The organism is Rahnella woolbedingensis (genome assembly GCF_003602095.1).
GTDB classification, from domain to species: Bacteria; Pseudomonadota; Gammaproteobacteria; order Enterobacterales; family Enterobacteriaceae; genus Rahnella; species Rahnella woolbedingensis.
In genome coordinates, this window is sequence record NZ_RAHH01000012.1 from 131,509 (window position 1) to 147,083 (window position 15,575).

Here is a 15,575-nt window from a genome sequence, read left to right on the forward strand (position 1 = left end):
TTTGATTAACCTTTACGGCTTCACTATAAATAATTGCGTTTTCTCAAGGTATTCCGCATTGATAGCCGGTAAATTGAATTATGGGGTTATTGATCTGACAAAAATCAATCACCTCTATTAGAAAAATATAATTTATTAGTTAAGGGATGAGAATGAAAAAATTACTGGCAATTATCTTCGTGAGCGTTTTGGGTTTGATGAGTCTTTCCGCCAGCGCATGCCCTAAGGGTGAGCATCCGCATGGCGGCACGGGCTCGCATCATAAGGGCGGGTACTGCGAATAATTATTTTTACATTTTAGCACTCATTACCAGCGGCTTCATAATAATAATCTGAAGCCATTTTTTATATTAAAAATTATTATTAACCCTGAGGTTTTAACCAGTTAGTAACCTTATCGGCCCGTTAAAATAACAAAGAAAAATATCTTTCATTACATACTTCAACCAGGAGTAAACCATAAACTTTAATAACTAAAAATAGTGAGTGGTCGGATATGTAAACCACTCCGCAGGCAAGAAACTATGGTTTCACTTCTTTATTATCAATAAGAGTTATTATGAAAAAGTTAATGATCGCGGTTCTTGCAGCAACAGCATTATCCGGTTGTGCTCAGCAGACATTTAAGATCCACGATGATGTTGCAGTGCAACCCGCCCATGTGACCAAACAAGCTTTCTTCGTTAATGGCATCGGGCAAGAACACACCATAGATGCAGCCCAAATCTGTGGCGGCGCCGATAAAGTGGTTCGTACAGAAGTTCAGGAATCCGGGATGGATGTACTGCTACGCGTTGTCACACTTGGCATATACACGCCTCGCGAAGCCAGAGTGTACTGCGCGAAATAATTATCGCGAAGAACTCGCGTATTAATGCCTGCTGTACAGCCTTACGGTCAGCCAGCAGGCTTCACTTTCCTCCACCTTTAGCCACCAAACCCTTCCCTTTCTTCATCTGCTATAAAACGCGCTGACATTCGGTGTCGTAATCCGTATCATACGCGCCACAACGCCGTCCGGACGGAAGACATAAGCAACGGGCAGTCCGAAATGCACAATGCTAAACTCGCGCTATGTCGGCCATGCCCTTCTGGTGCCCCTTTTTGAGTCAGAGTTATTATTAATGTTAGAAAATCAATCAGTTGATAAAAAAGCTCAGTACAACCTGAATAAATTACAAAAACGTCTGCGTCGTGACGTGGGAAAAGCGATCTCTGATTTCGGCATGATCGAAGAAGGTGACCGCATTATGGTTTGTCTTTCCGGCGGGAAGGACAGTTACACCATGCTGGAAATTTTGCGCAACCTGCAGCAAAGCGCCCCGGTGAATTTTTCGCTTATCGCGGTTAACCTGGATCAGAAGCAACCGGGTTTCCCGGCGCATATCCTGCCGGAGTATCTGGAAACGCTGGGCGTGGAATATAAGATTGTCACCGAAGACACTTATTCCATCGTCAAAGATAAAATTCCGGAAGGCAAAACGACCTGCTCGTTGTGTTCACGTTTGCGTCGCGGGATCTTATACCGCACCGCCTCCGAACTGGGTTGTACCAAAATTGCGCTGGGACATCACCGTGATGACATTCTGCAAACCCTGTTCCTCAATATGTTCTACGGTGGCAAGCTGAAAGGAATGCCACCAAAACTGATGAGTGATGATGGTAAACATATTGTGATCCGCCCGCTGGCGTATTGCCGCGAGAAAGATATCGAGCGTTTCGCGATTGCACGTGAATACCCGATCATCCCTTGTAATCTGTGCGGCTCACAGCCAAACCTGCAACGTCAGGTTATCGGTGACATGCTCAACGACTGGGATAAAAAATACCCGGGCCGTATCGAAACCATGTTCAGCGCGATGCAAAACGTAGTGCCTTCACATCTCAATGACATGAATCTTTTTGATTTCAAAGGGATTAAACACGGTAGTGAAGTGATTGACGGCGGAGATCTGGCTTTTGACCGTGAAGATATCCCGATGCAGCCTGTTGGCTGGCAGCCGGAAGATGATGAAACTGCTGCACCGGTTGAGCGTCTGAACGTGTTAGAAATTAAATAATTTCCACGCCCGACCCTGCACCTCAGAAGCCCGCATTGCGCGGGCTTTTTCATTTTCAGGCCAGCGTAAAAGTGTCAGTCCAGTTGTAATTGGTCATCACCAGTTTCACCGGCAGGCTGAGTGAACCAAAGTTATGCTGCTGGTTGTGCAGGAAAAACTCCCGCAAAGACGACGGTAAATACTGCGCACTGTATCGCATGAGCGTGCTGTGCCAGAACATTTGGGGGATCTCGGTATTTGGAAACCGCTCATGTATTTTCCCTGCCCATTGCGTGGTGAGCAGATGGTCCACCAGTGCCTGCCGAACACGCAAACTTTCCTCATCCGGAAATCCCGCCAGCAGCAACTGATCCGGTAACGCAATCAGTCGCAAATCGCTGATATGCATAATATGCCCCCGGCAATGCTGGTTAAACATTTCGATCAACTCCTCAAGACCTTCCGCATTTTCCGGCCGGTCATACAACGCCTGCGTCACGGCAAAAAAAGTAAAGTGCATACCGTCTGTCGGCGCGACGTCCGCCAACACATCGCCCTGCGCTGCCGTTACGATATCTGCCAGTAATTCCTTCATCGACGGGCCGGCACGGTTGCCGCTGGTGATTGCCAGGCAGTCCGGAGGATAAAAAGGGTCCGTTCTCACCGCGCCCGTTCCCGGATGCGCATTCCATACTCTTAGCGTATTACTGTTTGTATTTTCATATGCCTGATGAATCATTTCCCGGGTATGCAAAGCAAACTCCTGTTTTGTCCAAAAGTGAGCGCAGCCTGGCAAAAGTGCCTGAGAATGCCCTTCACAGAGGATAAACCTCAAAAAGATTGAGCGAAATCAACATTAGAATCGCGGAATGGGTGCAGTATCTATTTCGCAGGTGAATGCAACGTCAAGCGATGGGCGTTGTGCTCCATATTGTCTTATTTCCAAATTTTTAGAATTAATGCATAGCACAATTTAATTCGAACGACGCCGGTCTTCTGACCGGCTTTTTTTTTGCTTTTTTTCAGCAGCTTAAGGATTTATAACCAGCGACTTTTCTTCATCCACAGCGCCACTCCACCGCCTAATAACACCAGACAGGCACAGAAAATCCCGAAACCTAACGGCGACGTGTTCCCCGGAATGCCGCCTAAGTTAACGCCAAACAGACCGGTCAGGAATGTCGCGGGCAAAAACACCATCGCCAGCAGCGACATGGTGTAGGTGCGGCGGTTGAGGGAATCGGCCATCAGCGAGCTGATTTCATCTGACAACACCGCCGTACGCGCAATGCTGGCATCAAGGTCATCCAGTCCGCGCCCGAGGCGGTCAGAGATTTCCTGCATCAGACGGCGGTCATCGTCATTCATCCAGGGCAGACGTTCGCTGGCCAGACGGGAAAACACATCGCGCTGCGGCGCCATATAACGGCGTAAAACGATGAGTTGTTTGCGCAGCAGTGCCATCTGACCGCGCTCCGGCACCTGCTGCTCCATCAGGTCATCTTCAATATCGATAATTTTATCGTGTAAATCTTCGATAAAATCACTGGTCTGATCGGTCAGCGCATCGCAAATTTCCACCAGCCAGCGGCCGGTATTCTTCGGCCCGCTGCCGGATTTCATATCACTGAGCATCTCTTCCATCGAAAACACTTTACGGTGTCGCGTGGAGACAATCATTTTGTCGGTGAGATAAACGCGAATAGTGACCAGCTGATCCGGGCGCGAATCTGCGTTGAGATTGATGCTGCGCAGCGTGATTAACGTCCCTTCTCCTACGCGTACCACTTTTGGACGAACGCTGTCACCGGCCAGCGCTTCACGCACGGTATCAGGCAGCACAGGCGTGCTGTTAATCCACTGCTCACTGGCGGGCAGCGTGTAATCCAGATGCAGCCAGCAGGGTTTTTCTCCACTGGCGACGCATTGCGGGCTGATGTTATTCACCCCGCCCTGACCGTCCATCTGCAAGGCGTAGACCGCATCAGAAACCTGTAATTCTCTTCCCTTAATCACTTCCACGACGTTCCTCGCTTTTTCTACGTTATCTTTGATGAGCTTAGCGCGAATTGCACGGTCTTATCTGTTTCTCAGTATGGCTGTATGTTTCTAACTTCCGGGTTTTTGCATTTCAGCCAGTTCAGGCATCACGCTGCGCATCATTTCAAGAAATTTGCGCAGCCGCGCCGGATAATAACTGGAATAGGGATACACCAGATATACCGGCAGCGGTAAGGCGTTCCAGCCGGGTAATACGCGCTGCAAGCGCCCTGCCTCAAGATCTTCTTTCACTACCCATGCGGAAACAATGCCAGCCCCCAGTCCGGAAAGTGCGGCTTTACGCACCGCGTATAAGCTGTCGGTCGCCAGCCGCGGCATGATGGGACAACTTTCCATGCGACCGTCATTATCGTGGCGCAGCGTGACATCATTACGATAAAAAGTACTCAGGGAAATCCAGGGTAATTCTTTCAGCTCGCTGACCTGTCTGACCGGATATTGCTGTAATAATTCCGGTGTCGCCACCACGATGCGCGGCACTTCCGCCAGTAAGATGGCCACCATGGAAGGATCCGGCACATTCCCGACCTGAATCGCACAATCGATATCTTCGGCGATAAAATCCGGCGTGCGGTCGTTGAGCATCCAGTCCACCGAAAGATTCGGATAACGCTGCAAATAGCGGGTTAACGGTACGATGAGCTGATCCTGCCCGAACGCGTGCGGCGCACGAACCCGTAAAATTCCAACCGGTTCATCCCCTGCACCGCTCAGTTGATCTTCCAGCGCCGTCCAGCGTTCCAGCACCAGTTTTGCCTGTTCATAGCAGCGTTCGCCGTCGTCAGTGAGTTTCATGGCGTGCGTGGTGCGCAGGATCAGTTTCGTGCCCAGCAGGCGTTCGAGCGACTGCAAACGGCGGCTGACCGTCGGCTGGCTGGTGTTCAGTTGCACAGCCGCAGCGGAAAGGCTGCCACTTTCGACAATGCGCACAAAAGTTTGCATCAGGTCGATCCGGTCAATGCCGCTGGTGATGGTCGTCGGGATGGGTATGCTCATACGCCTCACGTATAACTGTTTTACCTTTGTGCAGGCTACCACTTATAACCAGAACCGTGAAGAATGCTTTCAGCGCGCACCACCCCGTGAACTCATTCATCAGGAAATTACGTCATGTCAGAACTCTCAGGTACATCATCCGTTAACGACTCAGCACTTTCCGGCAAAATCATTTTTACTCTGGCCGCCGGTGCCGGACTGAGCGTCGCTTCGATTTACTACAGCCAGCCGATGCTGGGGATTATGGGTGGAAATCTCAACGCCAGCACCACGTCGGTCGGGCTGATCCCGACGCTGACTCAGGCCGGTTATGCGCTGGGCATTTTGTTTCTTATTCCGCTGGGCGACCGTCATGACCGCCGTACGATTATTCTGCTGAAAAGCATTTTACTGGCCGCCGCTTTGCTGCTCTGCGGATTTGTGCCGGGTATTCACGGGCTGCTGATAGCAAGTTTGGTCACCGGCATAGGTGCGACAATGGCGCAGGATATCGTCCCGGCGTCAGCGCATCTTGCCCCACCGGCGCAGCGCGGGAAAACGGTCGGCACGGTGATGACCGGGCTGCTGGTCGGGATTTTGCTCTCGCGGGTATTAAGCGGTTTTGTGGCTGAGTATTTCGGCTGGCGGGTGATGTATCAGCTGGCGGCACTCAGCGTGGCACTGATTGGTATCGCGCTGTGGCGGGTTCTGCCGCGTTTCACACCGGATACGCGCATCAGTTACGCCGGTCTGCTGCATTCAATGTTTGGTCTGTGGAAGAACTACAAAACGCTGCGCCATGCGGCACTGGCTCAGGGTTTATTGTCGGTGGCGTTCAGTGCTTTCTGGTCAACGCTGGCGATTATGCTTAACGAACAGTTCCACCTGGGCAGTGCAGTGGCGGGTGCCTTCGGGCTGGCGGGAGCCGCAGGGGCATTAGCTGCGCCGCTGGCGGGTGCGTTAGCCGATAAAAAAGGTCCGGAGCGTGTCACTCAGATGGGTTCAGCGCTGGTGATGGTGTCTTTTGCGGCGATGTTCCTGCTGCCGCTGTTGTCACCACACGCCCAGCTGGCGCTGATTGTGCTTAGCGCCATTGGTTTTGACTTAGGCATTCAGGCCACGCTGGTTGCCCATCAGACCTTGGTTTACGGCCTTGAACCGGCGGCACGCGGCAGACTGAATGCCCTGCTGTTCACCGTGGTATTTATCGGCATGTCAGCAGGCGCGGCTCTGGGCAGTAAAGCGCTGGAAGCCGGTGGCTGGTCAGGCGTGGTGGTGCTGGCAACGGTCGCCGCCGGTGCCGCGTTACTGGTTCGTCTGTTCAGCCGTAAAAACTGAGCAGTGCGATAAAATAAAAGCGCCCGCTGATATGTGCAGCGGGCGCTTTTGTTTGTCTGACATTTACCCCGACTTTTACCATGAATCACAGTCAGTGCTTCAGGATGTACATTTCCTGGCTATACGCCACGTCTTCCGGATTGGTGATCGGGTATCCTTTCACCCACGGTTTGATCAGACGCCCGTTGGTGTACTGGTAAATCGGTGCAATCGGGGCTTGTGTGGCGATGATTTGCTCGGCTTTGTTGTAATCGTCGTTGCGGCGCGCCTCGCTGGTTTCACGGCTGGCATCGGCAATCACTTTATCATATTCCGCACTGCTGAATTTGCTGATATTGCCGTTATGCGTCGAAGTCAGCAGCGACAGAAACGTCGAGGCTTCGTTGTAATCACCGACCCAGGACGCGCGGATCACATCAAAATTGCCGGTATTACGGCTGTCGATGTAAGTTTTCCATTCCTGATTCACCAGCTTCACATCCGCACCCAGCGTCTTTTTCCACATCGACGCGACCGCAATGGCAATCTTCTGATGGCTTTCAGACGTGTTATACAGCAGCGTCAGATGCAGCGGTTTAGACGGCCCGTAACCTGCCGCCGCCAGCAGACTTTTCGCCTGTGCATCAAGCTCTTCCTGCGAATACTGCTCCAGTTCGCTTTCCACCGGTTTGAAACCGTTGGTAACGTCAGGAGTAAAACGCCACGCCGGTTTTTCGCCGGTACCCAGCACTTTTTCGGCGATGATTTTACGGTCGATACTCAGGGAAAGCGCCTGACGAACGCGCGCGTCGTCCGTCGGTGCACGCTTGGTGTTGAAGGCGTAATAATAGGTTCCCAGCTGATAAGGCGTATAAACCTGACCGGGAATATCATGCATCAGCTTTTTGTACTGATCTTTCGGGAAGGATTCGGTGATATCAATATCGTTAGCCAGATAACGTTTGGTGGCATTGGACTCTTTATTGATCGGCACGAAAGTCACTTTGGTCAGCACGGTATGCGCGTGATCCCAGTAATGCGGATTGGGCACCAGCACCAGTTTTTCATTCACCACACGGTCTTTCAGCACATATGCGCCATTGCCCACCAGATTGCCCGGTTTGGTCCAGTCATTGCCAAACTTTTCAACCGTCGCTTTATGCACCGGGAACAGGCTAAAATTCGCCAGCAGACTGACAAAATACGGCACCGGTTTATCCAGCGTGACGCGCAAAAGCGTCGGGCTGACGGCGGTCACGCCCAGTTTATCCACCGGCATTTTCCCGGCGATAATGGCATCTGCGTTAGATATTCCTGCCAGCGCGGCAAACCAGGCACCGGTCGAGGAACCTTTGGGGTCAACCAGACGCTGCCAGCTGTAGACAAAATCCTGCGCCGTGACCGGATCCCCATTCGACCATCTGGCATCTTTGCGCAGGGTGAAAAGGAAGACCTGATTGTTCTGGTTTTGCCAGCTTTCAGCGACACCCGGCACACTTTTACCGGTCGCGTCCTGATTTACCAGCCCTTCGAATAAATCGCGGGCAACCTGTGCCTCAGGCAAACCGACTACTTTGGACGGATCCAGTGAAGCGGGTTCATCTTTAATGTGGCGGACAATTTCCTGTTTTGCCGCGAGCGGCGTACCGGCGGGAACCTGAGCGGCGATAGCCTGACCCAAAGTCAGTGCCACCAGCGCAGCGCATACGGAATAGGATAAAAGCGGAAATGATTTTCCCTGCGGCATAAATTCTCCTGAACGGACAAAGGGCTACACCCTGAAACATTCAGGAGTTTTATCACTACCTGCCGCAATCCCCTATAAGAAATCGCTACAGATTTGCCTTCGCGCACAAAACCGCAGCAGCAGGAGATAAAATTCAGGCGGAACCGGCGATATCAATGCCGCCGCAATGAAACTTCAGTGCCGGTTCGACATCCTGCGCCAGCCAGGTCGGGCCATCGAGATCGACAAATTTTGCGCCCGCCGTGAGCACCAGTGCGGCGCGAATGGCGCGCGACGTGCACAACATGCAGCCGAGCATGATATCAAACCCGTTCTCACGCGCCGCCTGTGCCAGCAGGAGTGCGCCGGTCAGACCGCCGGTTTTATCCAGCTTAATGTTGATCATGTCGTAGCGATTTTTCAGTGCAGGTAAACCTTCCACGGTATGACAGCTTTCATCAGCACAGATGGGCAGAGGATGAATGAAGTTTTCCAGTGCGGAATCCTCACCTGCCGGAAGCGGTTGTTCGAGCATCAGAATGCCTAAATCGGCCAGCAACTGACAACGCGCTGCCAGTCCGTCGCTCTGCCAGGCTTCGTTGGCATCGACAATCAGCGAAGCATTGGGAACAGCGGCGCGAACCGCCACCAGCCGTTCGGCGATCAGGCGGTCGTCGAGTTTAATTTTCAGCAACGTCGCGCCCTGCTTTTGCAGCGCCAGCGCAGCCTGAGCCATCTCCTCAGGCGTTCCGATGCTGACAGTCTGCGCCATGCTGACCGATGCCAGAGGCTGGGTGTCGGTCAGTTGCCACAAACTCAGGTTGCGGGTCTGAGACTCCAGGTTCCACAGCGCGCAGTCGAGTGCATTTCGCGCTGCGCCCGCTGGCAGCAAATGTTGCAACTGTTCGCGACTGGCACCCCGTTCAATGGCCGTCACCACGCTGGCGATTTGTGCCATCACGGAGCTTTCGCTTTCGTCATAACGCGGATATGGCGTGCATTCACCCATACCGCGAATGCCATTCTCTTCGATTTCAACTGCCACAACGCGGGCTTCGGTACGGGTTCCGCGCGAGATCACAAACGGCGTATGCAACGGCCAGGCTTCCGGATAAAAGCGAACACTTCTCATAGTGTCTCCAATAATGAAATGCGCCTTGTGGGATACAATCAATAGATACAAGTAATTAACAAATATTCTATATCCAACATAGCATTGTTACCCTAAACTGAAAGCCGTTTGACTCCAATGGACATAGGAAATAATCATGACCCAGACAGTACACTTTCAGAGCAACCCGGTAAGCGTTGCAGGCAAAATCCCACAAAAAGGCGACGTCGCCAAGCCTTTCAGCCTGGTCGCAAAAGACCTTTCTGATGTCAGCCTGAGCAGCTTCGCAGGCAAGCGTAAAGTCCTGAACATTTTCCCAAGCATTGATACCGGCGTTTGCGCCACATCCGTGCGTAAATTCAATCAGCTGGCTGGCGAAATCGACAACACGGTTGTTTTGTGTATTTCTGCTGACCTGCCATTCGCGCAGTCACGTTTTTGTGGCGCGGAAGGCCTGTCTAACGTGGTTACGCTGTCTACCCTGCGTGGCGGTGATTTCAAATCCGACTACGGCGTGGGTATCACCGATGGCGCGCTGTCTGGTCTGACTGCCCGTGCTGTGGTGGTTCTGGATGGTCAGGACAACGTGCTTTACAGCGAACTGGTGAACGAAATCACCACTGAGCCTGACTATGAATCTGCGCTGGCTGTTCTGAAGTAATTTTTGCTTCTACAGACGACAGATGAAAAAAAAGCAACGGAGCAATCCGTTGCTTTTTTATTGGGACAAACCCGCAGAAGAAATTACTCTTCGCTTTCGCCTGTTTCTCCGCGACGGCTGCTGAGGCCGTATTCCCGCAGTTTATTAGCGATGGCCGTATGCGAGACGCCCAGACGCTTCGCCAGTTTACGCGTGCTCGGATAAGTACGGTAAAGACGGGTCAGCACGGAACGTTCGAAACGTTTGCTGATATCGTCAAGTGAACCGTTCAGCGCTTCCTCACCAATCGTGACTTCCGCGTCGAAGTCCGGCAGAACGATATCCTGCGGACGCAGTTCGCCGCCTTCCAGTTGCGTCAGAGCGCGGTAAATTGCATTTTTGAGCTGACGGACGTTTCCCGGCCAGCCGTAATGCGTCAGGTAGTTTGCCAGTTGCGACGACAGTTTTGGTCGCGGCATGCCCTGTTCATCGGAGAAGCGCGCCACAAACAGTTCGGTCAGCGGCATGACGTCGGCAGCACGATCACGCAGCGGTGGTAGCGTCAGGCTCAGCACGTTCAGGCGATAATACAAATCCTCACGGAATTCGCCGCGCTGCACCAGTTCCACCAGGTTTTTTTGCGTGGCGCACATCACGCGCACATCCACTTTCACTTCGTGCTCTTCCCCCACACGACGGAATGTGCCGTCATTGAGGAAACGCAGCAGTTTGATCTGCATTCTCGGCGACATTTCACCGATTTCATCGAGCAATACCGAACCCCCGTTCGCCTGTTCGAAGAAGCCTTTTTTGCCTTCCAGCGCATTCGGATATGCACCGGCAGCATAGCCAAACAGCTCGCTTTCTACCACGTCGTCCGGCAATGAAGCACAGTTAAGCCCGAGGAAGGGCTTTTTGCCGCGAGCGCTGCGTACATGGCAGGCGTGGGCCAGTAAATCTTTGCCGGTGCCGGTATCACCGACAATCAGCAGCGGCGCGTCCAGCATCGCGAGTTTACGTGCCTGATCCAATACGTGACGCATTTTGGTACTGACCGCGACGATGTGGTCGAATTCACTGTCATCGTTAACGGTTAAATCTTGCAACTGGCGCCCCATGCGCGCAGCCGATTTGAGCATGACGACAGCGCCGGCAATCCCGCCTTTTTCGTTCTCGTCATCCACATGGATGGGCGTGAGATCCATCAGGAAATCCTGGCTGCGGATCACAATACGTTCGGTATGCGGCTGGGCGTTGTCGTTTTCCAGCCAGCGCGTGACGTTGTAACTGGTGATCAAACCCGCCGCCGTCGCATTGCGGATTTTATCTTCATCGAGTTCAAACAACGCCATCGCCGCCGGGTTGGCCTGCTCAACTTTGCCTTTCATATCAATGGAAAAAACCGGTTCCGGCATGGAAACCAGTAAAGCGCGTAACGCACGATGCTCCCGTTCGGAAGGCATGAACGATACGGTACGGACATCTGTCACACCGTCGATACGGCGGATTTCAGCCATCAGGGCGCGAAAAGTGTCAAAATCCAGTTGGGAAAAATTCAGGTAAATGCGGCCAATCGAGGCAATCTCGATACCGCGTAAATCAATACTGCGTAAAACCAGTAAATCGAGGAGTTCACGGGTGAGACCCAGGCGGTCTTCGCAAAAAACTTCCAGACGCATCAGTGTTGACCTTTTTCTGCCGGTGCGGAAATCGCTGCAGCCATAATACTCTTTCATGTACACGGGAAGAAGAGACTGTCACGAAAAGTTGACAAAATAATTCTCCGAATGAACTCCCTTTGCCCTAATTTTCTGGCAGGTGTTTGGCTATTACAGACGTTTATTCTGGCCGCCGGTATCACATCTCCCTGCATCGCGATTTCGCCATTACGCCCTTTTTCTGCTACTATCGCGCTTCTGATTTCATCGCCAAATGGTTCCCGACTATGAAGTTCGTCTCCTTTAATATCAATGGATTGCGCGCCCGCCCTCATCAGCTTGCCGCAATTATCGAACAGCACCAGCCTGACGTTATCGGTTTGCAGGAAACTAAAGTTCACGACGACATGTTCCCGCTCGAAGATGTCAGCCAGTACGGTTATCACGTGTTCTATCACGGCCAGAAAGGCCATTACGGCGTTGCCATGCTGACCAGGCAGGAACCGGTGGCTGTACGCCGTGGTTTCCCGGGTGATGACGAAGAGTCTCAGCGCCGTATCATCATGACCGACATCGAAACGCCGCAGGGTATTCTGACCGTGATTAACGGTTATTTCCCGCAGGGTGAAAGCCGTGACCATCCGACTAAATTCCCGGCTAAAGAGAAGTTTTACCGTGATTTGCAGGATTACCTGACCACCAGCTTGTCCGTGAATAATCCGGTGGTGGTTATGGGTGACGTGAATATCAGCCCGACCGATCTGGACATTGGTATCGGCGAAGACAGCCATAAACGCTGGCTGCGCACCGGTAAATGTTCATTCCTGCCGGAAGAACGTGAATGGATGGATCGCCTGAAAGGCTGGGGGCTGATTGACACTTTCCGCGCCGCCAATCCGGAAGCGGCCGATAAATTCTCGTGGTTTGATTACCGTTCACGCGGTTTTGATGAAAACCGTGGCCTGCGTATAGATCTTATCATGGCGAGTACGCCGCTGGCGGCGCGCTGCACCGCGACGGGTATTGATTATGATATCCGCGCAATGGAAAAGCCGTCTGACCATGCGCCAATCTGGGCAACGTTCGACCTGAAATAATGACCATGAAGTCGATTGATGTGGTCGCCGCCCTGATTGAACGTGAAGGCAAATTGCTGCTCGCCCGTCGGGATGCGTCCAGCGATCAGGCGGGTTTATGGGAATTCCCCGGCGGAAAAGTGGAAGCCGGGGAAAGTCAGCCAGCCGCATTAGCGCGTGAATTGCACGAAGAAATGGGTATCGCGGCGACGGTGGAAGATTTTCTCGCCACCAGCGAATTACAGCAATCCTCCAGGCTGATTCGTCTGCACGGCTGGCGGGTCAGCGGATTTGCGGGAACGATTACGTTACAGTGTCACTCTGAAATCCGCTGGGTATCGCCCGCTGACGTGCCGTCGTTTGATCTGGCACCGGCAGATATTCCGTTGATCGAAGCATATCTGGCGAAATTCGTCTCATAGCCTGTGAATGCAAACAAAAAAGGCGCGGTACTGGAAACAGTCCGCGCCTTTTTTCTGTCCGTCGTTTAAGAAAGCGTTATTTCTTCAACACTTCCCATTTCAGTTCATTGGTGCCCACCACGTTCGGGTCGCGTGAACATTGCAACACCACGCTGTCCGCTGTCACCACCGCGCCTTCACTGTAACTCTGATTATTGTAGATACAGCAGTTGTGGCAGGTCGGCGCGCTGTTATTGTTGTTACTGCCGCTGTTTTCCCAGATTTGCGGCGGCAGAGGCACCACCACATCCGCGCCGTTACCGATATTGCTGCGGTTCGCCATCGCCGGGGCAGACAGCAGCACGGAACCGGCCAGTAACGCCATCAGCACATGTTTCACCAGTACATTATTCATCACTTTTCGCTTCCTTCCCTTTAGTGCTCGCTTTACGGCGTTTAGGGGCGCTTTTGCCTTTCGCCGCAGCGCCCGCCGGTTTGGAAGGCAGGCTGCGGAATGCCGAAGACACCCGGTTCGTTTTGGCCTGCATGATGAGATTCTGCAACGTCACGACCAGCGGTTGCATGAAATCCTGATAACGGCAGCTCTTTTCACTGATACGCGTCAGCGTCGACTCCCAGTCGGCGGTCATATCCGGCCGCCCGGCAATGTCCGGCAGGGAGTGGATCAGTGCGCGTCCGGTATCGCTGGAATGGATATAGCGCCCTTTCTTGTACAAAAATTCACGACGGAACAACAGTTCGATAATCCCGGCACGCGTGGCTTCTGTGCCCAAACCGTCCGTCGCACGCAGGACTTTCTTCAGTTCTTTATCCTGTACAAAACGCGCGATCCCGGTCATCGCAGAAAGCAATGTGGCGTCGGTAAACGGCCGCGGCGGCTGGGTCTGGCGTTCAACCACGTCCCCGCGCTCGCACAGCAGTTCGTCCCCTTTGGCTACCACCGGCAGCGGCGTGCCTTCGTTTTCTTCATCACGCTCTTTACTGCCCAGCAAAGTGCGCCAGCCCGCTTCAGCCAGAAAACGTGCCTTGGCGATAAACTTACCGCCTGCGATATCCAGATCGATAACGCATTTGCGGTACACCGCATCCGGGCAAAACTGCATCAGATACTGACGCGCCACCAGGCCGTAGATCTTACGTTCATCGTCGGTCAGATTCACATTACTGCTGCGCGCCGTCGGGATAATCGCGTGGTGCGCATCGACCTTTTTGTCGTCCCAGCAACGGTTACGAATATCAGTATCAACAACCGGTTGCGGCATCAGATCCGGGCGGTGAACGCCAATAGCGTTGATGACGGAATGACGACCGGCAAAGTGCTCCTCCGGTAGATATCGGCTATCCGAACGCGGATACGTAATCAATTTGTGCGTTTCATACAATTTCTGACAGATATCAAGAATTTGCTGGGCACTCAGGCCAAAGGCCTTCGAGCCTTCAATCTGCAATGTGGAAAGCGAAAACGGCAGCGGCGCGATATCATTCTCACGTTTATCATTATAGCCGGTGACCATCGCCGGTTGTCCGGCAATGCGCGCCACCACGTGATCCGCCAGCGGACGATGCAACAAACGCCCTTCTTCATCCTGATACGGCTCGCAGGAATCGCTCGGCTGCCACAGCGCCACAAATCGCTCTTCGGCAGGCGTGACAATATGCGCTTTCACTTCAAAGAAATCTTTCGGCACGAAGTTTTCGATATCTTCGTCGCGGCGCACTACCAGCCCGAGCACCGGCGTTTGTACGCGGCCAACGGACAGTACGCCGTTGTATCCGGCGTTGCGGCCAAGAAGGGTATAAGCGCGGGTCATGTTGATGCCGTAGAGCCAGTCGGCGCGGGCGCGGGCCAGTGCGGAAACGCACAGCGGTATAAAGTCACGGTTGTCGCGCAGCCGGTCAATGGCGCGTTCGACGGCCTGCGGATTGAGATCGTTAATCAGGCAGCGCTGGGTCGCGTGGCGTTTTTCCGGCGTCAGCTCGAGATAATCCAGCACTTCATCCACCAGCAATTGCCCTTCGCGATCCGGGTCACCGGCGTGAACGACCTGCGTCGCCTCAAGCAACAGGCGTTTAATCACGTTGAGTTGTTTGGCGACGGAAGAACGCGGCTGAAGCTGCCACTTTTCAGGAATGATCGGCAAGTCTGCCAGCGACCAGCGCGCAAAGCGGCTGTCGTAGGCATCGGGCTGCGCCTGTTCGAGTAAGTGACCGACGCACCAGGTCACGACCTGATCGTTGCCACAGGCAATATAGCCGTCGCCCCGGCGATGAGGTTTTGGCAGGACATCCGCAATGGCGCGGGCAAGGCTGGGTTTTTCCGCAATGAACAAACGCATCAGGCCATACCTGCCTGAGAGGGGGTCGCTACAAAGATTTCCATTATCCCATCCTTCATTTCACTTCGTCCTCCTCATGCTGATGGTGGCTATGTTAGCCGCTGGCGACGCAATTAGTAAGACGGTTAGAAGGATCCGCGACGATGGTCGCTCAAATAGACAGCAAAAACCGGTTTTATCAGAAAAGGCCGATGAAAACCGGTTAATAAATAAG

15 protein-coding genes are annotated in these 15,575 nt (G+C 53.0%); 7 read left to right on the top strand and 8 right to left on the bottom strand.

Going from position 1 to position 15,575, the window contains the following annotated elements:
- Positions 1-152: 152 nt before the first annotated feature.
- The 3 genes from D6C13_RS26090 (at position 153) to ttcA (ending at position 2,060) form a co-directional block, all read left to right on the top strand.
- Complete coding sequence (locus tag D6C13_RS26090; RefSeq protein WP_279630065.1) at positions 153-284, top strand: hypothetical protein; 132 nt, start codon at positions 153-155, stop codon at positions 282-284.
- A gap of 275 nt (positions 285-559) precedes the next feature.
- Positions 560-850, top strand: a complete 291-nt coding sequence (locus tag D6C13_RS12195; protein ID WP_120133010.1) for a Bor family protein — start codon at positions 560-562, stop codon at positions 848-850.
- 274 nt (positions 851-1,124) lie between these two features.
- On the top strand, positions 1,125-2,060 hold the full coding sequence (gene ttcA, locus D6C13_RS12200) for a tRNA 2-thiocytidine(32) synthetase TtcA (RefSeq protein ID WP_120133011.1): 936 nt from the start codon (positions 1,125-1,127) through the stop codon (positions 2,058-2,060).
- Between the two features lie 55 nt (positions 2,061-2,115).
- Here the strand turns inward: ttcA and D6C13_RS12205 are convergent, their stop codons facing one another.
- From D6C13_RS12205 to D6C13_RS12215, 3 genes are all read right to left on the bottom strand, one after another.
- The gene (locus D6C13_RS12205) at positions 2,116-2,703 is read right to left on the bottom strand and encodes a hypothetical protein (RefSeq protein WP_244212685.1); all 588 of its coding nucleotides are present in this window, start codon (positions 2,701-2,703) and stop codon (positions 2,116-2,118) included.
- Between the two features lie 374 nt (positions 2,704-3,077).
- The gene (gene zntB, locus D6C13_RS12210; protein WP_120133013.1) at positions 3,078-4,061 is read right to left on the bottom strand and encodes a zinc transporter ZntB; all 984 of its coding nucleotides are present in this window, start codon (positions 4,059-4,061) and stop codon (positions 3,078-3,080) included.
- A gap of 87 nt (positions 4,062-4,148) precedes the next feature.
- Positions 4,149-5,096: a LysR family transcriptional regulator gene (locus tag D6C13_RS12215; protein ID WP_208642890.1), complete on the bottom strand. Its 948-nt coding sequence runs from the start codon at positions 5,094-5,096 to the stop codon at positions 4,149-4,151.
- 114 nt (positions 5,097-5,210) lie between these two features.
- Here D6C13_RS12215 and D6C13_RS12220 point away from each other — a divergent pair, with 114 nt between their 5' ends.
- Positions 5,211-6,413, top strand: coding sequence for an MFS transporter (locus tag D6C13_RS12220; protein ID WP_120133014.1), 1,203 nt, complete (start codon positions 5,211-5,213; stop codon positions 6,411-6,413).
- A gap of 91 nt (positions 6,414-6,504) precedes the next feature.
- Here the strand turns inward: D6C13_RS12220 and D6C13_RS12225 are convergent, their stop codons facing one another.
- Positions 6,505-8,139, bottom strand: coding sequence for an ABC transporter substrate-binding protein (locus tag D6C13_RS12225; RefSeq protein ID WP_120133015.1), 1,635 nt, complete (start codon positions 8,137-8,139; stop codon positions 6,505-6,507).
- A gap of 133 nt (positions 8,140-8,272) precedes the next feature.
- The gene (ycjG, locus tag D6C13_RS12230) at positions 8,273-9,250 is read right to left on the bottom strand and encodes an L-Ala-D/L-Glu epimerase (RefSeq protein WP_120133016.1); all 978 of its coding nucleotides are present in this window, start codon (positions 9,248-9,250) and stop codon (positions 8,273-8,275) included.
- A gap of 136 nt (positions 9,251-9,386) precedes the next feature.
- Here ycjG and tpx point away from each other — a divergent pair, with 136 nt between their 5' ends.
- Positions 9,387-9,890, top strand: a complete 504-nt coding sequence (gene tpx / locus D6C13_RS12235) for a thiol peroxidase (protein WP_120133017.1) — start codon at positions 9,387-9,389, stop codon at positions 9,888-9,890.
- Between the two features lie 83 nt (positions 9,891-9,973).
- On the opposite strand, the gene tyrR is transcribed toward tpx, so the two are convergent.
- A complete protein-coding gene (gene tyrR / locus D6C13_RS12240) occupies positions 9,974-11,548 on the bottom strand; it encodes a transcriptional regulator TyrR (protein ID WP_120133018.1) in 1,575 nt (524 codons plus the stop codon).
- A gap of 266 nt (positions 11,549-11,814) precedes the next feature.
- Between tyrR and xthA the strand changes: the two genes are divergently transcribed.
- Together xthA and D6C13_RS12250 are read left to right on the top strand one after the other, a co-directional pair.
- The gene (xthA, locus tag D6C13_RS12245) at positions 11,815-12,624 is read left to right on the top strand and encodes an exodeoxyribonuclease III (RefSeq protein ID WP_120133044.1); all 810 of its coding nucleotides are present in this window, start codon (positions 11,815-11,817) and stop codon (positions 12,622-12,624) included.
- A gap of 5 nt (positions 12,625-12,629) precedes the next feature.
- The gene (locus tag D6C13_RS12250; protein ID WP_120133045.1) at positions 12,630-13,025 is read left to right on the top strand and encodes a pyrimidine (deoxy)nucleoside triphosphate diphosphatase; all 396 of its coding nucleotides are present in this window, start codon (positions 12,630-12,632) and stop codon (positions 13,023-13,025) included.
- Between the two features lie 76 nt (positions 13,026-13,101).
- Here the strand turns inward: D6C13_RS12250 and D6C13_RS12255 are convergent, their stop codons facing one another.
- Both D6C13_RS12255 and D6C13_RS12260 read right to left on the bottom strand, forming a co-directional pair.
- Complete coding sequence (locus D6C13_RS12255; protein WP_120133019.1) at positions 13,102-13,419, bottom strand: DUF1496 domain-containing protein; 318 nt, start codon at positions 13,417-13,419, stop codon at positions 13,102-13,104.
- Complete coding sequence (locus D6C13_RS12260; protein WP_167458023.1) at positions 13,412-15,361, bottom strand: DNA topoisomerase III; 1,950 nt, start codon at positions 15,359-15,361, stop codon at positions 13,412-13,414. Before D6C13_RS12260 ends, D6C13_RS12255 begins: the two co-directional genes overlap by 8 nt.
- Positions 15,362-15,575: the final 214 nt, after the last annotated feature.